The sequence below is a fragment of the Micromonospora trifolii genome (assembly GCF_050516465.1).
In the GTDB taxonomy this organism is placed as follows: Bacteria; Actinomycetota; Actinomycetes; order Mycobacteriales; family Micromonosporaceae; genus Micromonospora; species Micromonospora trifolii.
In genome coordinates this window covers 4,605,252-4,622,140 of record NZ_CP191526.1, presented here as the reverse complement: position 1 = coordinate 4,622,140, position 16,889 = coordinate 4,605,252, and the positions used below count along the sequence as shown (strand labels likewise).

At 72.0% G+C, this 16,889-nt stretch carries 19 protein-coding genes; 12 read left to right on the top strand and 7 right to left on the bottom strand.

Annotated features, from left to right (window positions below; all coding sequences use genetic code 11):
* The first annotated feature begins 47 nt into the window (after positions 1–47).
* Positions 48–497 (top strand): GNAT family N-acetyltransferase, encoded by a 450-nt coding sequence (locus ACQRWP_RS21435; RefSeq protein WP_430497244.1) that lies wholly within the window; start codon positions 48–50, stop codon positions 495–497.
* A 16-nt stretch (positions 498–513) separates the two neighbouring features.
* Here the strand turns inward: ACQRWP_RS21435 and ACQRWP_RS21430 are convergent, their stop codons facing one another.
* Both ACQRWP_RS21430 and ACQRWP_RS21425 read right to left on the bottom strand, forming a co-directional pair.
* Entirely contained in the window at positions 514–1,173 is a 660-nt protein-coding gene (locus ACQRWP_RS21430) for a DUF6766 family protein (protein ID WP_430497242.1), read from the bottom strand.
* 65 nt (positions 1,174–1,238) lie between these two features.
* Complete coding sequence (locus ACQRWP_RS21425; RefSeq protein ID WP_430497241.1) at positions 1,239–1,730, bottom strand: DUF4383 domain-containing protein; 492 nt, start codon at positions 1,728–1,730, stop codon at positions 1,239–1,241.
* A 229-nt stretch (positions 1,731–1,959) separates the two neighbouring features.
* On the opposite strand from ACQRWP_RS21425, the gene ACQRWP_RS21420 reads away from it, so the two are divergent.
* Genes ACQRWP_RS21420 through ACQRWP_RS21410 form a run of 3 tightly spaced genes read left to right on the top strand, consistent with a single transcriptional unit; the run spans position 1,960 to position 3,894 of the window.
* Positions 1,960–2,781, top strand: coding sequence for a hypothetical protein (locus ACQRWP_RS21420; protein WP_430497239.1), 822 nt, complete (start codon positions 1,960–1,962; stop codon positions 2,779–2,781).
* A 31-nt stretch (positions 2,782–2,812) separates the two neighbouring features.
* Positions 2,813–3,280: a phage holin family protein gene (locus tag ACQRWP_RS21415; protein WP_357280365.1), complete on the top strand. Its 468-nt coding sequence runs from the start codon at positions 2,813–2,815 to the stop codon at positions 3,278–3,280.
* Positions 3,277–3,894 (top strand): DUF3618 domain-containing protein, encoded by a 618-nt coding sequence (locus tag ACQRWP_RS21410; RefSeq protein ID WP_430497236.1) that lies wholly within the window; start codon positions 3,277–3,279, stop codon positions 3,892–3,894. Before ACQRWP_RS21415 ends, ACQRWP_RS21410 begins: the two co-directional genes overlap by 4 nt.
* A 104-nt stretch (positions 3,895–3,998) precedes the next feature.
* Here the strand turns inward: ACQRWP_RS21410 and ACQRWP_RS21405 are convergent, their stop codons facing one another.
* A complete protein-coding gene (locus ACQRWP_RS21405; RefSeq protein WP_430497234.1) occupies positions 3,999–5,078 on the bottom strand; it encodes a glycosyltransferase in 1,080 nt (359 codons plus the stop codon).
* Between the two features lie 158 nt (positions 5,079–5,236).
* Between ACQRWP_RS21405 and ACQRWP_RS21400 the strand changes: the two genes are divergently transcribed.
* Both ACQRWP_RS21400 and ACQRWP_RS21395 read left to right on the top strand, forming a co-directional pair.
* Entirely contained in the window at positions 5,237–5,875 is a 639-nt protein-coding gene (locus tag ACQRWP_RS21400; protein ID WP_430497232.1) for a cyclase, read from the top strand.
* Entirely contained in the window at positions 5,872–7,041 is a 1,170-nt protein-coding gene (locus ACQRWP_RS21395) for a zinc-dependent alcohol dehydrogenase (RefSeq protein WP_430497231.1), read from the top strand. The genes ACQRWP_RS21400 and ACQRWP_RS21395 overlap by 4 nt, the downstream gene beginning before the upstream one ends.
* 49 nt (positions 7,042–7,090) lie before the next feature.
* Here the strand turns inward: ACQRWP_RS21395 and ACQRWP_RS21390 are convergent, their stop codons facing one another.
* Positions 7,091–8,338: a cytochrome P450 gene (locus ACQRWP_RS21390; RefSeq protein WP_430497228.1), complete on the bottom strand. Its 1,248-nt coding sequence runs from the start codon at positions 8,336–8,338 to the stop codon at positions 7,091–7,093.
* Positions 8,339–8,484: 146 nt separating this feature from the next.
* On the opposite strand from ACQRWP_RS21390, the gene ACQRWP_RS21385 reads away from it, so the two are divergent.
* Positions 8,485–8,886: a hypothetical protein gene (locus ACQRWP_RS21385; RefSeq protein ID WP_430497226.1), complete on the top strand. Its 402-nt coding sequence runs from the start codon at positions 8,485–8,487 to the stop codon at positions 8,884–8,886.
* A gap of 120 nt (positions 8,887–9,006) precedes the next feature.
* Here ACQRWP_RS21385 and ACQRWP_RS21380 read toward each other — a convergent pair whose 3' ends face one another.
* On the bottom strand, positions 9,007–9,225 hold the full coding sequence (locus ACQRWP_RS21380) for a DUF397 domain-containing protein (RefSeq protein ID WP_124817462.1): 219 nt from the start codon (positions 9,223–9,225) through the stop codon (positions 9,007–9,009).
* 69 nt (positions 9,226–9,294) lie between these two features.
* Here ACQRWP_RS21380 and pepN point away from each other — a divergent pair, with 69 nt between their 5' ends.
* Positions 9,295–11,811, top strand: coding sequence for an aminopeptidase N (gene pepN / locus ACQRWP_RS21375; protein ID WP_430497224.1), 2,517 nt, complete (start codon positions 9,295–9,297; stop codon positions 11,809–11,811).
* A gap of 106 nt (positions 11,812–11,917) precedes the next feature.
* On the opposite strand, the gene ACQRWP_RS21370 is transcribed toward pepN, so the two are convergent.
* Positions 11,918–13,123 (bottom strand): FAD-dependent oxidoreductase, encoded by a 1,206-nt coding sequence (locus ACQRWP_RS21370; RefSeq protein ID WP_430497222.1) that lies wholly within the window; start codon positions 13,121–13,123, stop codon positions 11,918–11,920.
* A gap of 189 nt (positions 13,124–13,312) precedes the next feature.
* Positions 13,313–14,017 (bottom strand): PadR family transcriptional regulator, encoded by a 705-nt coding sequence (locus tag ACQRWP_RS21365; protein WP_430497220.1) that lies wholly within the window; start codon positions 14,015–14,017, stop codon positions 13,313–13,315.
* 197 nt (positions 14,018–14,214) lie between these two features.
* Between ACQRWP_RS21365 and nadD the strand changes: the two genes are divergently transcribed.
* From nadD to ACQRWP_RS21345, 4 genes are all read left to right on the top strand, one after another.
* Positions 14,215–14,811 (top strand): nicotinate-nucleotide adenylyltransferase, encoded by a 597-nt coding sequence (gene nadD / locus ACQRWP_RS21360; RefSeq protein ID WP_030336528.1) that lies wholly within the window; start codon positions 14,215–14,217, stop codon positions 14,809–14,811.
* Positions 14,812–14,921: 110 nt separating this feature from the next.
* Positions 14,922–15,329, top strand: a complete 408-nt coding sequence (rsfS, locus tag ACQRWP_RS21355) for a ribosome silencing factor (RefSeq protein ID WP_210785344.1) — start codon at positions 14,922–14,924, stop codon at positions 15,327–15,329.
* A complete protein-coding gene (locus ACQRWP_RS21350; protein ID WP_430497217.1) occupies positions 15,326–15,985 on the top strand; it encodes a histidine phosphatase family protein in 660 nt (219 codons plus the stop codon). The genes rsfS and ACQRWP_RS21350 overlap by 4 nt, the downstream gene beginning before the upstream one ends.
* A gap of 48 nt (positions 15,986–16,033) precedes the next feature.
* Positions 16,034–16,888: a DegV family protein gene (locus ACQRWP_RS21345; protein WP_430497215.1), complete on the top strand. Its 855-nt coding sequence runs from the start codon at positions 16,034–16,036 to the stop codon at positions 16,886–16,888.
* The last annotated feature ends 1 nt before the right edge of the window (position 16,889 follow it).

Here is a 16,889-nt window from a genome sequence, read left to right as displayed (position 1 = left end):
TGATTTCCGGAAACCTCCCCGAAATCCACGCGTCCTAGCGTGGGGTGATGCTGATCGAGTCCCGTCCTGCCATCGATCCGGAGATCGCCGCCATGGTCACCGCGCAGCAGCGTGAGCTGCGCGAGGCCGATGGTGGGTTGGATGGGCAGGTCTTCGTCCCCCACGACGACGTCCGCTACCTGGCGGTGGTGGTGAACGGTCGGGCGGTCGCCTGCGGTGGGCTCCAGGCACTCGATGCCGAGAGCGGCGAGGTCAAGCGGATGTACGTCCGGCCCGCGTACCGGGGGCGGGGGATCGGTCGTCAGTTGCTCGCCGCGCTGGAGGAGTGCGCGTTCCGGCAGGGGCACTCGGTGGTCTGTCTGGAGACGGGCACCTACCTGCCGGCCGCTATCGCCCTGTACACCTCGTGTGGCTACGAGCGGATCCCGGTCTACGGCGAGTACGTGGGCAACCCGTACAGCGTCTGTTTCGCCAAGCGGTTGCCGGTCGCGGCCTGACGGCCGCGTCGCCGGTTCAGGCGCCGGTGCTGGCGTGCTCGACGGTCACCGGCTTCGACTCCGGCGAGGCGTGCTGGCGCAGCACGATGCTCAGCAGGATCAGGGCGCCGACCGCGAGAAACTCGCTCTGCCAGTTCTGCATGGACTGGAACCAGAAGTCGCTGGTGCCGAGGAACTCCCGCACCCCGATCGGCGGCGCCCCGCTCTGGAGCGCCTGCTCCTGGTTGTACGCGGCGGTGCCACCGAGCAGGTGACCGACGAACGAGCCGGCGAAGATCAGCAGCAGGGCGAGGGAGAGGCTGTTCCGGTAGATCACCAGGGGTAGGCCGCCGACGCGTACCGGCCAGGGTGACTGCGGGGTCGCCCGGCGCTCGTCGTCCTCTGGTCGGTCGGTCTGGTCCACCGGCTTCGACTCGGCCGAGCCCCGCTGCACCAGGTACGCGGTGAGCAGCACGTACCCGCCCATCTGGAGGAACTCCGACTCCCAGTTCTCGAAGACCGCCTCGGCGAAGTGCCCGCTGGTCAGGTACGCCGGCCAGCTCAGCGGCGCGGCCCCGAACTCGGTCAGCTCCTCGTTGTGGGTCTGCCAGCCGAAGACGCTCTGCAACACCAGGAAGACCAGGAACGCCCCCAGCATGGCGACGGCCAGGGCATTGTCACGCAGCCAACGAGGCATGATCGCACCTCCTTCGCCGGCCGATTACCCGTGTTGGCGTGACCGCGAAACCCCAAGAGTCCAGGTCAGTGCCGGTCGGCGGGGTTGTCCAGGCGCCCGCCGGTGCCGGCCTGGTTCGACAGCAGCAGCCCGAGCGCGAGCATCCCGAAGCCGAGCGCGAGGTGCAGCCAGTTGTCGGCGTCGTTGACCGGCAGGATGTTCGCCCCGCCCTCCGGGTTGACCGCCTCGATCGCCAGGCCGTAGAGCCAGAGAGCGAGGTAGATCGCGCCACCGGCGGCGAGGAACACGCGGGCGCCGGCGACGCTGCGGGCCAGCACCAGGCCGACCAGCCCGAAGAGCAGGTGCACCACGTTGTGCAGGATCGACACCTGGAACAGCCCGAGCAGGTGGGCGTCCGAGTGGTGCCCGGCGAACCGCAGCTCGCCGTAGTCGGTGGTGATGCCGGGGATGAAACCGAGGACGCCGATCAGCAGGAAGACCCCGGCCACGACCAGCGCGGCCAGCTGGACCCGGGGTCGGGGGCTGGCCGCTCGGCCGCCTCGTGCGTCTCGTGCCATCGCTGCCTCCTCCGTGGATCTGCCGGCCTCGCGAACCTCACTGTCCGCAGCGGCGACGTGACGCAGCCCGACGATCCTCCATTTTGAAGACCAACCGGTGGGCCGCGCAGATAAATGCACGAAGAGGTATGGAAGCCGAAACGCAGGGTAGGTGAATGGTCAGCGGCGGCGGCAACGCGCCGCATCCCCCCAGCACAACCGCGACGACTTTCTGAGCGGAAGGGAAATCATGACTCACGATCTTTCACCTACGTCTTCCACGTACGGGCAGCAGTCGACCAACGGCGGTGGCGTCCGCGACCAGGCGCGCCAGGTCGGGTCGGAGGCCGCGCAGGCCGGTGGCGCGGTCGCCCAGACCGCCAAGGAGCAGGGCACCGAGGTCGGCCGTGAGGCGGCCCGGCAGGCCCGCAACCTGTACGGCGAGGCCCGCAGCCAGCTCGCCAGCCAGACCGGTGAGCAGCAGCGCCGAGCCGCCGGTGGGCTCCGTTCGCTGGCCGACGAGATGCGCTCGATGGCCGAGCAGGGTGGCCAGGCCGGCCCGGTGAGCGAGCTGGCCCGTCAGGCCGCCGACCGGGTGCACGGCGTCGCCGGCTGGCTCGAGGAGCGCGAGCCCGGTGACCTGATCACCGAGGTACGCGACTACGCGCGGCGTAACCCGGGCACCTTCCTGGTAGGCGCGGCGGTCCTCGGTGTGCTGGCCGGCCGGCTGACCCGTGGCATCTCGGCCGCCGGCGACGACTCCGGCAACGGTTCCTCGACCTACCGGGGCGCCGGGGCGTACGACCCGGAGCAGACCGCCGTGATCCCGACGCCGCCGCCGGCGCCCCGCGCGGTGCCGGATGCCGTTCCGCCGGGCGGCTACCTCGACCCGACCCCCGGCACCCACACCCCGCCGACGTCCGGTGGCTACGCCGACCCGGCGCCCGGTGACTACGCCGAGCCCACTCGGGGCGAGCACCCGGAGCACTCCAGCACCGGTCAGCCGCTGCCGCCGGTGACCCAGACCGACCCGCTGCCGGGCGTGCCGTCCAGCGGCAGCCCTCGCCCGTGAGCCGCCGAGTCATCCGAAGGGAGGCGACGGCATGAGCATGCCGACGCAGGGGTCCGGACTGGACTCCGGTTACCACCCCGACGCGGGTGCCCCGCACACCGCGTCGGAGGTGAAGAGCAGCTCGCTGGGTGACCTGATGCGTCAGGTCACCACCGACCTGTCGACGCTGATGCGTCAGGAGGTCGAGCTGGCCAAGGCCGAGATCCGGCAGGAGGGCAAGAAGGCCGGCAAGGCCGCTGGCCTCTTCGGCGGTGCCGGCTTCGGCGGCTACATGGTGGCCCTCTTCGTGTCCATCGCCATCTGGCAGTTCCTGGACAACGTCATGGACTCCGGCCTGGCCGCGCTGATCGTGGCCGTGATCTGGGCCGTGGTCGCCGCGGTCCTCTACTCGATGGCCAAGAAGAACGCCCAGCACGTACGCGGGCTCAAGCAGACCAACGACAGCGTGCAGCGGATCCCCGACGCGCTCAAGCCGCACCCGGAGGGAGTCACCCGATGAGCACCGATCCCGATCAGATCCGCCGGGAGATCGAAGCCACCCGTAACAGCCTCAGCTCCGATGTGGATGCGCTGGCGTACAAGGTCAGCCCCAGCCGCATCGTCGACGACCGCAAGCAGCGGGCCCGTTCCGCTCTGCAGAATGTGAGGGACAAGGTCATGGGAACCGCGTCTGACCTCGGCCACGGCACCGGCCAGGCCGCCCACTCGGTGGGTGACCGCGCCTCGTCGGCGGCCTCCAGCGTCAGCGACGCCGCGCACTCCGCGGCGGCCACCGTCAGCGACGCCGCGCACAGCGCGCCGCGGGTGATCCGGCAGAAGTCCCAGGGCAACCCTCTCGCCGCCGGCCTGGTCGCGTTCGGGGTCGGCTGGCTGGCCTCGTCGCTGATCCCGGCCTCCCGCCGCGAGCAGCAGGCGGCCACCCAGGTGAAGGCCAAGGTCAGCGAGCACAGCGGGGCGGTCAAGGAGAAGCTGGGCGAGGTCGCCAGCGAGCTGCGCGAGCCGGCCCAGCAGGCCGCCGAGTCGGTGAAGTCCACCGCTCAGGACGCCGTGCACGCGGTCAAGGACGACACGAAGTCCGCCGCCCACCACGTCAAGGACCGCGCCACCCCCTGACCCCACCCCCAACCAGCACGACAGCTCGCGGTCACCCGAGGGTGGCCGCGAGCTGTCGTGCTGGGAAGCGCCGATCTTGCGGTTTCGGCTGACGTTCCGTGGGCCTACCGGCGGTTTTGTCCCAACCGAAAGTGCAAGATCGCGGGGAGCCGCGGATTGCGCGGGGCGGGGTTGGCGGCTCGGCGGATTCGGGTGTCGCCGTAGCGGACGCCGCCGAGCAGGAGGCGTTGGGTGACCGCCAACCAGCCGCACACACCGCGTTCCAGCAGCCAGAGTGGGGCCGCCAGCGCCGTGGTCGGCGGGAACACCCGGGTGCCGCCGGCGCGGCGGCGACCCGTCTCGGCCAGGGCCACGACCCCGGCCACCGCGCCGAGCAGCAGCCTGGGCCGACGCGACGCGACCGCCGTCGCCAGCGCCGGCAGCACCGCCAGCGCCGTCAGCAGGCGAGCCGGCTGCGCCAGATCGTCGTACGCCTGACGGACCCGTTGACCGCGGAAATGCGCGGCGTCCGGAGGTAGTCGGCGGACGTACAGCCAGGCCGGGGTGGCCTCGGTGCCGCCGTACCCGCGCACCGTGCGGATCAGCTCCAGGTTCTCGAAGAGCACGTCCGAGTCGTACCCGCCCATGGCGAGGAAGGTGCTGCGCCGCACGGCGAGGGTGCCCGGGTAGTCCGCCCCGAGCGCCCGGTTGAGCAGCGTGCGACCGGTGTCCCACCAGGCGTGCCAGGGCAGCGGGTCGAAGTAGTTCTGCGGTCGTACCAGGTCGGCCCGGCCGAGCAGCCGGTGTACCGCGCCCAGCGCGGACTCGTCGTACCGGACGTCGTCGTCGGCGATCACCACGTGCTCGTGGCCGGCCGCGCGGACCCCGGTGTGTACGCCCAGCACCTTGCCGTTGAGCCCACGCTCATTCGGGTCCGGTGGCAGGTGCCGGACCAGCCCCCGCCACGCCTCGGCGTGCCGGGCGAAGAGGTGCGGAGGCGAGCCGTCGACCACGAGCACCTCCACCCGGTCACCCAGCCAGCGCAGGTAGTCGGTCAGCTCGGCCAGGCCGGTGTCGGTGTGCCAGCGCAGCGGCAGCACGTACGTCATCGGTAGGCGGACCGGCGACGTGCCGGCGCCATCGTGCTCGACCTCCCACCGGCGGGTGGCGGGCCGGGCGTCTCCATTAGGGCTGAACGTGGACATCACAACTCCGTGGCGGCCAGGGTCGCGGTCGATGTTGAGCAGCATCTGCCCGCATTTCCGTCGATCAAACAGCGGGTCGTTTCGACTGCCGGACCCCGGGTAGCGCTGCCCTTAAGAGCTGTCCATGCCCGGTTGTCCGGGTGGAGGAGAGAGACGAGATGACCAACAACGGAACCAGGTGGGCGCTGCTCGGCGTCACCGCGGCGACGGCGGTCGGCGTGGGGCGGGTGGTGGCCCGCCGTCGGCATCGGCATCAGCCGGAGCGGCAGGACGGTTGGTACGTGGTGCGTCGCGGGGTGACCGTGGACCGGTCCCGGGACGAGGTGATCGGCTTCTGGACCGACCGGGAACGGCTGGACGGCGCGCTGGCCGGGTGGGCCACGCTGCAGCAGCTCGACGAGCGGCGTTGGCGGTGCGTGGCCCGCGACCGGGCCGACGGGGAGACGCAGTGGCGGGCCGAGATCACCGTCGAGGGGACGGGCACCCTGCGGTGGCGGGTCGAGGACGGGCCGATGCCGCAGCTGGGACGGATCGAGCTGGCCGAGGCACCCCAGGGCCGGGGCACGGAGATCCGGGCCGAGCTGCGCTACCGCTCCGGTCCGGTGCGTCGGTTGGCTGGCCTGGTCGGCGGCGACGAGCCGGACCTGGCGCTGCGGGACGCGCTGCGCCGGGTGAAGGCGCTGATCGAGTGTGGCCAGGTGGTGGACACCCGGGACGACCCGTCCGGCCGGAGCCCCGCCCAGGAGAAGGCGACCGACAAGGTGCGAGAAAAGCTGATGACGGGAGGACGGGCGTGAGGGCGCTCTGCTGGGAAGGCGTCGGCAAGCTGGCCGTCCGGGACGTGCCGGAGCCCCAGATCCGCGCCGAGGGGGACATCATCGTCCGGGTCCGGGCCAGCAGCGTCTGCGGCTCCGACCTGCACCTGATCAACGGGTACCTGCCGGCGATGCGGGAGGGGGACATCCTCGGCCACGAGTTCATGGGCGAGGTGGTGGAGACCGGACCTGGCGTCCGGCGGCACCGGGTCGGCGACCGGGTGGTGGTGGGGTCGGTGGTCGCCTGCGGTGGGTGTTGGTACTGCCGGACCGAGCAGTACTCGCTCTGCGACAACTCCAATCCGCAACCGGTGTTCACCGAGAAGCTGTGGGGGCACTCGCCGGCCGGCATCCTGGGCTACTCGCACGCCGCCGGCGGCTACGCCGGATCACACGCCGAGTACATCCGCGTGCCGTTCGGAGACATCGGCGCCTTCGCCGTACCCGACGGGGTGCCGGACGACTCGGTGGTGTTCGCCTCCGACGCGATGCCCACCGGGTGGATGGCGGCGGACTTCTGCGGGCTCAGTGGCGGCGAGGTGGTGGCCGTCTGGGGTGCCGGTGGAGTCGGTCAGATGGCGGCCCGTTCGGCGCAACTCCTGGGCGCCGAGCGGGTCATCATGATCGACCGATTCCCGGATCGGCTCAAGACCGCCACCGAACGGATCGGGGTCGAGACGATCAACTACGCGGAGACCGACGTGCTGGAGGCGCTGCGCGAGCTGACCGCCGGGCGCGGGCCGGACGCCTGCATCGAGGCCGTCGGGATGGAGTCGCACGACGTCGGACCGACCTATGCGTACGACCGGGTGAAGCAGGCGGCGCGGTTGCAGACCGACCGCCCGACCTCGGTCCGCCAGGCGATCATGGCGTGTCGCAAGGGCGGCACGGTGAGCATCGTCGGTGTGTACGCCGGTCTGGTCGACAAGTTCCCGCTCGGCGCAGCCATGAACAAGGCCCTGGTGCTGCGGATGGGGCAGATGCACGCGCAGCGCTACATCCCGATGCTGCTCGACCGGCTCGCCGCCGGCGAGATCGACCCCGGTTATCTGGCCACCCACCCGCTCTCCCTGGAGCAGGGCGCCCAGGGGTACGAGCTGTTCGAGAAGAAGGAAGACGGCTGTCTACGCAGCGTTCTGCATCCCTGACGGGCTGGGCGTATCCGCCTCGCCGGTCGCTGCGATCGGCGAGGCGGGATCAGCCCGCGTGGCGGACGTTGGTGAGGGTCAGCCCGAGGGGCGGCAGTGCGGGCATCCGGTGCAGATCCAGGGCAAGGTTCTGGACCGGCACCTCGTAGCGCATGGTGGCGGCCAGGTTGGTGACCGCCCGCTTCATCAGGTCGATGGTGATCCACTCGCCGGCGCAGCGGTGCCCGGCCCAGTGGTCGCCGCCGCCCTGCGGGATCAGCTCGAACGGGTCCACCCGGCGGCCGGCGAACCTCTCCGGGCGAAACAGCTCCGGTTGTGGCCAGAGCGTCGGGTGGTGGTTGGTGCCGTAGAGGTCGAGCAGCACCCGCCGGCCGCGGGGAAAGTGGTGGCCCTGCCAGTCGAAGGACCGCCGGACCCGGGCGGCCGCGACCGGAAAGAACGGGTAGTAGCGGCGTACTTCCTGGACGAACTGCTCGGTGGCCTCGTCGTCGTCACGGACCCGTTCCCGCCAGGCCGGATGGTCGTGCAGGGCGAGCGCGGCGAAGGTCATGTACTGGTCGACGGCGACCACCGGGCGCAGCACGTTGAGAAGCTCCACCGCCGCGATCCGCCGGGGCAGGAGGTTGCCGCGCCCGTCCCGGTGTTCGGCGATCACGGCCAGGGCGCTGCCGGCCGGCGCCGGGGCGAAACCGACGCGGGTCCGTTCGATGAGGTCGGCGAGCCAGCGTTCGGCGCGGTACCGGGCGACCCGTCCCCGCCAGTGCCGGGGTCCCAGCACGGCCGGGGCCTCGATCATGGCGTGCAGCTCGACGGCGCGGCGCTCGACCTGCGACGCGGGCAGCGGCACCCCGGCCCAGGCGCAGACCACCCGGGTCAGCAGCCGACCCAGCTCGTCGTAGAGCGACACCGGGCCGGCGCCCTCCCAGGCGGCGACCCGGGTCCGCCACTCGTCGTCGAAGAGCTGACCGAGCCGCTGGATCGCCGCCGGCGTCATGATCGACATGAACATGGCCTTGCGGTCGGAGTGCTCCGGCCCGTCCAGCCCCTGCACGCCCCCCCGACCGGTCAGGGTCCGCTGCACCCGCAGCGGCATCGCGGTGGCGCGTTGGAAGCGGTCGGTGTCGTAGAACAGCTCCGCCGCCGGCCGGCCGCGCAGGCAGATGGTCGGAGCGAGCAGGATCCGGGTCTTGAAGACGTCGCTGCCGTACCGCTCGCAGCGCTCGCCGATGAACCGGTAACCGGCGCGGAGCAGCGCGAGGGTGCTGTCCGGGTTGCGGTCGGCCGGCATGGTCGCCATCGGGTCTCCTCACGCGCAGGTGCGGCTGGTCGCCGTTTGCCAGCGCGCTTACCCCCGTCAACGCCGCTGAACCCCGCCCGGCTGGCCCCTCCCAGGGGCGGCGGAACCTGGTTTGCTGCTGGTGGGACGAGCACGGGGGAGGGCGGATGCGCGACAACAGATCGCCGCACTGGCGGCAGCGGCGAGCGGCCGGGGCACTGGGCGGAGGCCGCGACGGGCGGTCACTGATCGGGCCGCCGCGGCGGCCCACCCGTCCGCACCGGTTCTTCACCGTGCACCTGGGCTTCACCGCGCCCGGCCCGGCCGAGGCCCGCGAGCTGGCCGTGGCGTACGCGGAGGCGTTGAGCCTGCTCCGCTCGGAGGTGGCACTCGGCGCGGCGGCCCTGTCACCGGCGGACGCCTGGCAGCGGGCCGAGCGGCTGTTCTGCGGCGCGGTCGGCCCGGACGGCGAGCGCTGCGTCGACGTGGCCGATCATCCGGGCTTCCACCACGCGCCGGGCCCGGGTGGCCTCGGCTGGGGCGACGGCGACCTTCCCGGCGATGGTTGACCATCAGCCCCGGGTGGTCGATCCGGGAGTGCGCCGGCCAGCCCGCCAGCGTGGCCGTGCCGGTGTCCCGACCACGGGCACCGGCACGGCGATCCACCGCCGACGAGTCGGCGGGCACTGTCAGTCCAGGTCGAACTCGCCGTCCTGCGCGCCGGCCACGAAGGCGTCCCACTCGGCCTGGGTGAAGACCAGCACCGGCCCGTTCGGCTCGGCTGAGTTGCGCATCCCGATCAGGTCGTCGACGAAGGCAACCTCAACGGCGCTGTCGGAGGTGTCCCCCTCGGCCCGCTGCCAGACCGCCCGAGAGAGGTCGAAGTCGCCCTTGGGGTGCTGCGCCATGTTTCTTTCCTCCAGTGCCGAGGGTCGTGTGGTGACCGGGTGCCGATCCCCATCGGGCAGGATAAGCGGATGCCGAGCCTGACCCGTGTAGAGGCGACCGCGCGTGGCGCGGCGATTACTGTCGAGTCCTATCAGGTGGACCTCGACCTGACCGGTGACGGCGACCTGTTCCGCTCCCGCGTCGAGGTCCGGTTCCGGGCCGCCGCCGGCGCCGCGACCTTCGTCGAGGTCAAGCCCGCCAAACTGCGCGGTGTACGCCTCAACGACCGCGACCTGGATCCCGGCCTGCTCACCGACAACCGGCTGCCGTTCGACGACCTGGCCGAGGAGAACACGCTCGTCGTCGAGGCCGAGATGGCGTACTCCAATACGGGGGAGGGGATGCACCGCTTCGTCGACCCGGCCGACGGCGAGACCTACCTCTACGCCGAGTCTTTCCTCGACAACGCGCCGCGCATCTTCGCCGCCTTCGACCAGCCCGACCTCAAGGCCCCGGTCACCCTCTCGGTCACCGCGCCGCCCCAGTGGATCGTCGCCGGCAACGCCGAGCTGGCCGCCAACCCGGCCCCCGGGCGCTGGGAGTTCGTGCCGAGCGCGCCCCTGGCCACGTACTTCTTCTCGCTGATCGCCGGGCCGTACCACGTCCGGCGGGCCGAGCACGACGGCATACCGCTGGGCATCTACTGCCGCCGGTCGCTCGCCGAGCACCTGGACGCCGACGCCGACGAGATCTTCACCATCACCCGGCAGTGCCTGGACCGGTTCCACCAGCTCTTCACCGAACGTTATCCGTTCGGCAAGTACGACCAGGCGTTCGTGCCCGAGTTCAACGGCGGCGCGATGGAGAACCCGGGCCTGGTCACCTTCCGCGACGACTACGTGTTCCGCTCGGCGGTCACCGACACCCAGCGCGAGCAGCGGGCCGGCATCATCGCCCACGAGATGGCCCACATGTGGTTCGGCGACCTGGTCACCATGCGCTGGTGGGACGACCTGTGGTTGAACGAGTCCTTCGCCGAGTACCTCGGCACCCGGGTCACCGCCGAGGCGACCCGCTTCGATCAGGCCTGGACCACCTTCGCCATGCGTCGCAAGGCCTGGGGCTACGCCGCCGACCAGCGGCCCTCCACCCACCCGATCGCCCCGCAGGAGGTCGTCGACGCCGAGGCGGGCCTGCTGAACTTCGACGGCATCTCGTACGCCAAGGGCGCCAGCGTGCTGCGGCAGCTGGTCGCGTGGCTCGGCGACGAGGCATTCCTCGCCGGCCTGAACGCGCACTTCGCCGCACACCGCTTCGGCAACGCCACCCTCGCCGACCTGCTGGCCAGCCTCTCCGCCAGCAGCGGGCGGGACCTGTCCGACTGGGCCGAGCTGTGGTTGCGCCGCCCGCAGGTCAACACGCTGCGTGCCGAGGTCGCCGTGGACGCCGACGGCCGCTACACCGAGGTGGCCGTGGTGCAGACCGCGCCCGAGTCGTACCCGGTGCTGCGCCCACACCGGATCGGCGTGGGTCGCTATTCGATGGACGGTGCCGGGCGGCGCGACGAGGTGGACATCGACCCGAACGCCGACGGTGGTCGCACCGTGCTCGGTGCGCTGACCGGCGAGCCGGCGGCCCGGTTGTTGCTGCTCAACGACGGTGACCTCACCTTCGCGAAGGTACGCCTCGACCCGGCGTCGGCGGACGCCGTTCCGCAGGTGCTGCCCGGTCTGACCGACCCGCTGGCCCGGGCGGTGCTCTGGCGCGAGGCACTGGACGCGGCGACCGACGGCGAGCGGCCGGTCACCGGCCTGGTCGATCTGATGGCCGCCGCGCTGCCCGCCGAGACCGAGGTGATCATCGCGGAGGACGTGCTGACACTCAGCCGGTCCCTGGTCGACCGCTACCTCGACCCGTTGACCCGCTCCACGGCGCTGGCCAGGGTCGCCGGGACGTGCCAACGGCTGCTCGACGGCGCGCCGGCCGGGGAGTCGTTGCAGCTCGCCGCCGCACGGGGTTGGATCGCCGCGACCACCGACGCTGATCTGCTCGTCGGGTGGCTCGCCGGCCGGGACGTGCCGGCCGGCCTGAAGGTCGACGCGGAGCTGCGCTGGGCGGTGCTGCGTCGCCTGGTGGTGCTGGGCGCCGCCGGCGAGGCGGAGATCGCCATCGAGGCCGCCGCCGACAACAGCTCCACTGGCGCGGAACGGGCCGCCCACTGCCGGGCGGCCCTGCCCGACCCGGTGGCGAAGCAGGCGACCTGGGAGATCATCGTGCGGGACACCGAGCTGTCCAGTCGGCTGCTGGAGGCGATCACCGAGGGGTTCTGGCAACCCGAACAGGCCGACCTGACCGCCGCGTACGTCGATCGGTACTTCGCGGAGATGCCGGCCGCCGCGCACCGGCGTACCCCCTGGACGGCCGACCGGGTGGCCGCCCTGGCGTTCCCCCGCTACGCCGTGGCGCAGCCCACCCGGGAGGCGGCCGCGGCGCTGCTGGTCCGCGACGACCTGACCCCTGGCCTGCGCCGGGTGGTGACCGACGCCGACGACGACCTGCGTCGCGCGCTGGTCGCCCGGACGGCGGTGGCCGCCGCCTCGGCCTGACCGCTGAGCAGCGCTGGCCTGACGCCGCCGGGCTGGCCCTGCGCGGTGCGGTCCGCGCCGGGCTGGCCGCTGCGGGGTGGCTGGTCGGCCACCCCGCAGCCGCAGCTCAGCGCAGGGCGGGCTCCGCCGTGACCGGCGCGTCCCAGTCGATGACGTAGCGCTGCTCGTCGGCGACGGTCTTCTCCGGGTCCAGCACCGTGCGCACCATCAGCGGCATCAGCAACGGCATCAGCGTCCGCGCGACCGCACCGGGGGCCTTCGCGTGGTTGATCCGGGCCGCCCGGGCCGCGACCTTCTCCACCCGGGTACGACGCAGCCGGACGTACGCGGCGAACGCCGCCTGGACGTCCGGCAGGTCGCGCAGACAGCGGGCGAGTTGTACCGCGCTCTCGATGGCCAGTGACGCGCCCTGCCCGGAACTGTTCGACGGCGCGTGCGCCGCGTCGCCGACCAGCACCATCCGGCCCCGATGCCAGTGCGGCACGGGCGGCATGATCTGCAACGACCCGACCACCTGGAGGTCGTCGGCGTTGCTGGTAGCGATCAGCTCCCGGCCCGGGTCGTCGTCGCCGTAGGTGGCGCGCAGGGTGTCCAGCCACTGCTCCGCCGGCACCGCCCGGGCCTCGACGAGACTCATCGGCCGCTGCTGCGGCAGGTTGGCCCCCCACCGGGTGCCGCCGCCGGGCTCCGGCCAGTACAGGTAGTAGCCGCGTCGGCCGAACGCGAACGTCATAGTGCCCGGCTCGGCGTCCACCTCGTGCCGGGCGACCGCCTCGAAGCCGAGCAGCCCGGTGAACCGGGGTCCGGGCGCGGCCGGGTCGATGAGACCCCGGACCGTGGAGCGGATCCCGTCCGCGCCGACGAGGATGTCGGCGGTCGCGGTGCTGCCGTCCTCGAAACGCGCGGTCACGCCGTCGCCGGTCTGCTCGGCGTCGACCAGCCGCTTGCCGTACGCGAACGGCACGCCCTCAGCGAATGCCTGGTCGTGCAGCACCTGGTACAGCTCGGCCCGGTGCACCACGTGCAGCGGCGGCACCCCGGTCAGCGTGGGCATGTCGATGCGGCGGCGGCCGACGGCCAGAGCGCTGCGTTCGATCCGGGTGGCGATCGCCGTCACCGCCTCGTGCGCGCCGACCGTACGCAGAGCCGCCACGCCGTTGGGCGCGAGGGCGAGGGTGCCGCCGATGCCGCTGGCCGTGGTCGGGTACGCCTCGTAGACGGTCGCGGTGATGCCGGCGCGGCGTAGCGCGAGCGCTGTCACCGGCCCGGCGACGCCGCCGCCGATGACGATCGCGGTTCGTACCGTGGTCATGGTCTCTCCCTGGGTGTGGTCGTTGAGCGCGCGGCGCACGGACCTGGCGTGGTCGGTGCGCGGGCGCGCGGACCTGGGAGGGAGCCCGGTTATCCTCGTGGTTGCCGCTTCGGGCCGGGTGCCTTCCCAGGCGTCGGTTCGGGGTCAGGGCCCCGGTGAGGTGTTGGCGCACCTCGCCGGGGCCGCTTTTCAGCCGGTGCTGTCGGTGCTGGCCTCCGGGGTGTTGGTCGTTGGGGTGTCGGTGCTGGCCTTCGGGGTGTGCGTTCTCTCGGCCAACTCGGTCAGCTCGGCCGGCATCTCGCCGGTCTCGTGGAAGGCCCGCCAGGCGCCCAACCCGGGGTAGCTGCCCGAGGTCAGCTCCGCGAGCAGTGCCCGCAGCCAGGCCGCCTCCGCGTCCCGCATGGCGAGGTCGTACTCCGACTCGACCAGGAACAGCCGTGGAATCTCGCGCAGGTGCGCGTCGAGCGTCTCGCGGTCCTGCCGGATGGCGACCTCCAGCAGGTCGAGCCGTTGCCGCAGCAGGCCGGTGGCCTCGTCGGGGTGCAGCGCGGCGAGCACGGACAACCCGGCCCGGAAGCGGGGGTGCTCCGCCATGGGGGTGGAGACCAGCTCGCGGGCCCAGTCGACCAGCTCCGCCCGCCCCGCCTCGGTGATCCGGTAGACGGTGCGTTCCGGGCGTCGGCCCTCGCGCACGCTCTCCACGGCCTCGATCAGGTGGTGTTTGTCCAGGTTGCCGATCACCGTGTAGAAGGATCCCCACTTGAACTCCATGTCCTGGTCCTTGCCCCAGGCACGCAGTGCGGTGGCGATCTCGTACGGGTGCATCGGCCGCTGGGCCAGGGCGGACAACACGGCCAGCGCCAGCAGGTTGCCGACCTTGCGGCGCTTCGGCACGATGCCCCACCCCTCGCTCGTCGACGGTTACTCGTCGACGAATATACGCCGACGCGCGCGATGCTGCGAGCCCCTGCCGAGCGGATCACAGCGATCCGCAGGGGTGATCGCCGACGCTGAGCCGGGCCGGAGTGGGGTGACGTACGGCGGTGCCGGGCCGGGACGGTCGGCCGCGACGCTCGGCCTACGATCATTGGGTGGAGGAAGATATCCGGCGGATCGGGATCATGGGTGGCACCTTTGACCCCATCCACCACGGGCACCTCGTCGCGGCCAGCGAGGTGGCGGACCGGTTCGGCCTGGACGAGGTGGTCTTCGTTCCCACCGGGCAGCCGTGGCAGAAGGCCGACGAGCCGGTCAGCCCGGCCGAGGACCGGTACCTGATGACCGTGATCGCCACCGCCTCCAACCCTCGCTTCCAGGTCAGCCGGGTCGACATCGACCGCAGTGGGCCCACCTACACGGTCGACACGCTGCGTGACCTTCAGGCCGAGTACGGCCCGAAGGTGCAGTTGTTCTTCATCACCGGCGCGGACGCTCTGCAACGCATCCTGTCCTGGAAGGACCTGGACGAGATCTTCGAGCTGGCCCATTTCATCGGCGTGACCCGGCCCGGCTTCCCGCTGAGCGACAAGCACCTCCCGGCGGATACCGTCAGCCTGATCCAGGTGCCCGCGATGTCCATCTCGTCGACCGACTGTCGCGCTCGGGTCGCCCGAGGTGAGCCGGTTTGGTATCTGGTCCCCGACGGTGTGGTGCAGTACATCGCCAAGCGGAGCCTCTATCAGCGCTGAGTGCACCCGTTATGCCCAGGTTCGTGGCGCTAACCGACCAGAACTGGACGATCGGGGTGCCGGCGGGTATGAGACGCTTGGAGGATCGCACGCTTGATCGAAGGAGAACGGTGACGATTTCCGAACGCGCTCACGAGCTGGCTATCGCGGCCGCCCAGGCCGCCGCCGACAAGAAGGCGCAGGACATCACGATCATTGACGTCGGCGACCAGCTCGCCATCACCGACGCGTTCGTGCTCGCCGCTGCCCCCAACGAGCGTCAGGTGCTGGCCATCGTCGACGCCATCGAGGAGAGCCTGCTGGAGCTGCCGGACAAGGCGAAGCCGGTGCGGCGCGAGGGCGAGCGTGGTGGCCGTTGGGTGCTGCTCGACTACGTCGACATCGTGGTGCACGTCCAGCACACCGAGGAGCGCGAGTTCTACGGGCTCGACCGCCTCTGGAAGGACTGCCCCACCATCCCGTTCGTCGACCGCGACCTGGTCGAGGCCGACGCCAGCGGGTCCGCCGCAGCCGAATGACCCGACTGATCGTCTGGCGGCACGGCAACACCGACTGGAACGCCGCCAACCGCGTCCAGGGGCAGACCGACGTACCCCTCAACGAGCTTGGTCGCGACCAGGCCCGCGCCGCCGCGCCGCTGCTCGCGGCGCTGCGGCCCGACGCGATCGTGGCCAGCGACCTGAGCCGCGCCGCGGAGACCGCCGCCGCGCTCGCCGCGCTGACGGGTCTTCCGGTACGCACCGACGCGAGGCTGCGCGAGCGGCACTTCGGTCAGTGGCAGGGTCTGCACCTCACCGAGGTCGCCGAGCGTTTTCCCGCGGAGTACGCGCGCTGGCGGGCCGGCGACCCCGACCCGGGTGCGGATCTGGAGCCCCTGCGCGACCTCGGCGAGCGGGTCGGTGCCGCGCTGCGGGAAGCAGCCGACGCGGCACCGGGCGGCACCGTGGTGATCGCCACTCACGGTGGCGGCTCCCGACAGGGCATCGGTCACCTGCTCGGCTGGGACACTGCCGTGCTGCGCACCATCGGTTCGCTGGCCAACTGCCACTGGAGCGAGCTGCGGCACGACGACCGCGCGCCGGTGGTCGGCCGTCCGCAGGACGTCAGTGGCTGGCAGTTACGGGCGCACAACGTCGGCCTGGTCACCGCTCCGGTAGCCGCCGACGCGATCTGATCGCTCGCGCTTCGGCGTTGGGGGTCTCGATCGGCTAGCGTGCCGGGCATGCCCGTCGCGGTTGTCATCGACTCCACCGCCTACCTTCCGCCCGAGCTGGTGCAGGCGCACCGGCTGACCGTCGTGCCGTTGACCGTCGTGCTCAACGGCGCGGAAGGGCTGGAGGGGGTGGAGACCCAGCCCGCTGACGCGACCCTGGCGCTGAGCGCCCGCCGGGTCACGGCGACCACCTCCCGCCCGGCACCCGAGCAGTTCGCCCGTACGTACCGCCGACTGCTCGACGCCGGCGCCGACGGGATCGTCTCGGTGCACATCTCCGCCGCGCTGTCCGGCACGGTGGATGCCGCCCGGCTCGCCGCCGCCGACCTGGACGGCCGGGTCGAGGTCGTGGACAGCCGCTCGGCGGGCATGGGGCTGGGCTTTCCGGCCATCGCCGCCGCCACCGCCGCCGAGGCCGGCGCCGACCTCGCCGCTGTACGCGACGCGGCGCTCGCCGCCATCTCCCGCACCACCGTCTGGTTCTACGTCGACACGCTGGAGTTCCTTCGCCGGGGCGGCCGGATCAACGCAGCCGAGGCGTTGGTCGGCACGGCTCTGTCCGTCAAGCCGATCATGCACATGCCCGATGGGGCGATCGTGCTGCGGGAGAAGGTCCGCACCGCCAGTCGGGGAGTGGCCCGTCTCGTGGACCTGGCCGTCGAGGCGGCCGACGGCGACGACGTGGATCTCGGGGTGCACCACCTGGCCGCGCCGCAACGGGCCGAGGCGTTGCGCGCCGCGCTGACCGAGCGGTTCGGTGACCGGCTGCACGACACGTACGTCTCCGAGGCGGGTGCCGTCGTCGCCGCGCACGCCGGGCCGGGCCTGGCCTGCGTGGTCGTCCACCGCCGACCGGAGGGTTGAG

What these genes read in the sequence shown, in the direction of transcription:
- ACQRWP_RS21435 (WP_430497244.1), top strand. Translation starts at nt 48, where the DNA reads ATGCTGATCGAGTCCCGTCCTGCCATCGATCCGGAGATCGCCGCCATG.
- ACQRWP_RS21430 (WP_430497242.1), bottom strand. Translation starts at nt 1,173, where the DNA reads ATGCCTCGTTGGCTGCGTGACAATGCCCTGGCCGTCGCCATGCTGGGG.
- ACQRWP_RS21425 (WP_430497241.1), bottom strand. Translation starts at nt 1,730, where the DNA reads ATGGCACGAGACGCACGAGGCGGCCGAGCGGCCAGCCCCCGACCCCGG.
- ACQRWP_RS21420 (WP_430497239.1), top strand. Translation starts at nt 1,960, where the DNA reads ATGACTCACGATCTTTCACCTACGTCTTCCACGTACGGGCAGCAGTCG.
- ACQRWP_RS21415 (WP_357280365.1), top strand. Translation starts at nt 2,813, where the DNA reads ATGAGCATGCCGACGCAGGGGTCCGGACTGGACTCCGGTTACCACCCC.
- ACQRWP_RS21410 (WP_430497236.1), top strand. Translation starts at nt 3,277, where the DNA reads ATGAGCACCGATCCCGATCAGATCCGCCGGGAGATCGAAGCCACCCGT.
- ACQRWP_RS21405 (WP_430497234.1), bottom strand. Translation starts at nt 5,078, where the DNA reads ATGTCCACGTTCAGCCCTAATGGAGACGCCCGGCCCGCCACCCGCCGG.
- ACQRWP_RS21400 (WP_430497232.1), top strand. Translation starts at nt 5,237, where the DNA reads ATGACCAACAACGGAACCAGGTGGGCGCTGCTCGGCGTCACCGCGGCG.
- ACQRWP_RS21390 (WP_430497228.1), bottom strand. Translation starts at nt 8,338, where the DNA reads ATGGCGACCATGCCGGCCGACCGCAACCCGGACAGCACCCTCGCGCTG.
- ACQRWP_RS21385 (WP_430497226.1), top strand. Translation starts at nt 8,485, where the DNA reads ATGCGCGACAACAGATCGCCGCACTGGCGGCAGCGGCGAGCGGCCGGG.
- ACQRWP_RS21380 (WP_124817462.1), bottom strand. Translation starts at nt 9,225, where the DNA reads ATGGCGCAGCACCCCAAGGGCGACTTCGACCTCTCTCGGGCGGTCTGG.
- pepN (WP_430497224.1), top strand. Translation starts at nt 9,295, where the DNA reads ATGCCGAGCCTGACCCGTGTAGAGGCGACCGCGCGTGGCGCGGCGATT.
- ACQRWP_RS21370 (WP_430497222.1), bottom strand. Translation starts at nt 13,123, where the DNA reads ATGACCACGGTACGAACCGCGATCGTCATCGGCGGCGGCGTCGCCGGG.
- ACQRWP_RS21350 (WP_430497217.1), top strand. Translation starts at nt 15,326, where the DNA reads ATGACCCGACTGATCGTCTGGCGGCACGGCAACACCGACTGGAACGCC.
- ACQRWP_RS21345 (WP_430497215.1), top strand. Translation starts at nt 16,034, where the DNA reads ATGCCCGTCGCGGTTGTCATCGACTCCACCGCCTACCTTCCGCCCGAG.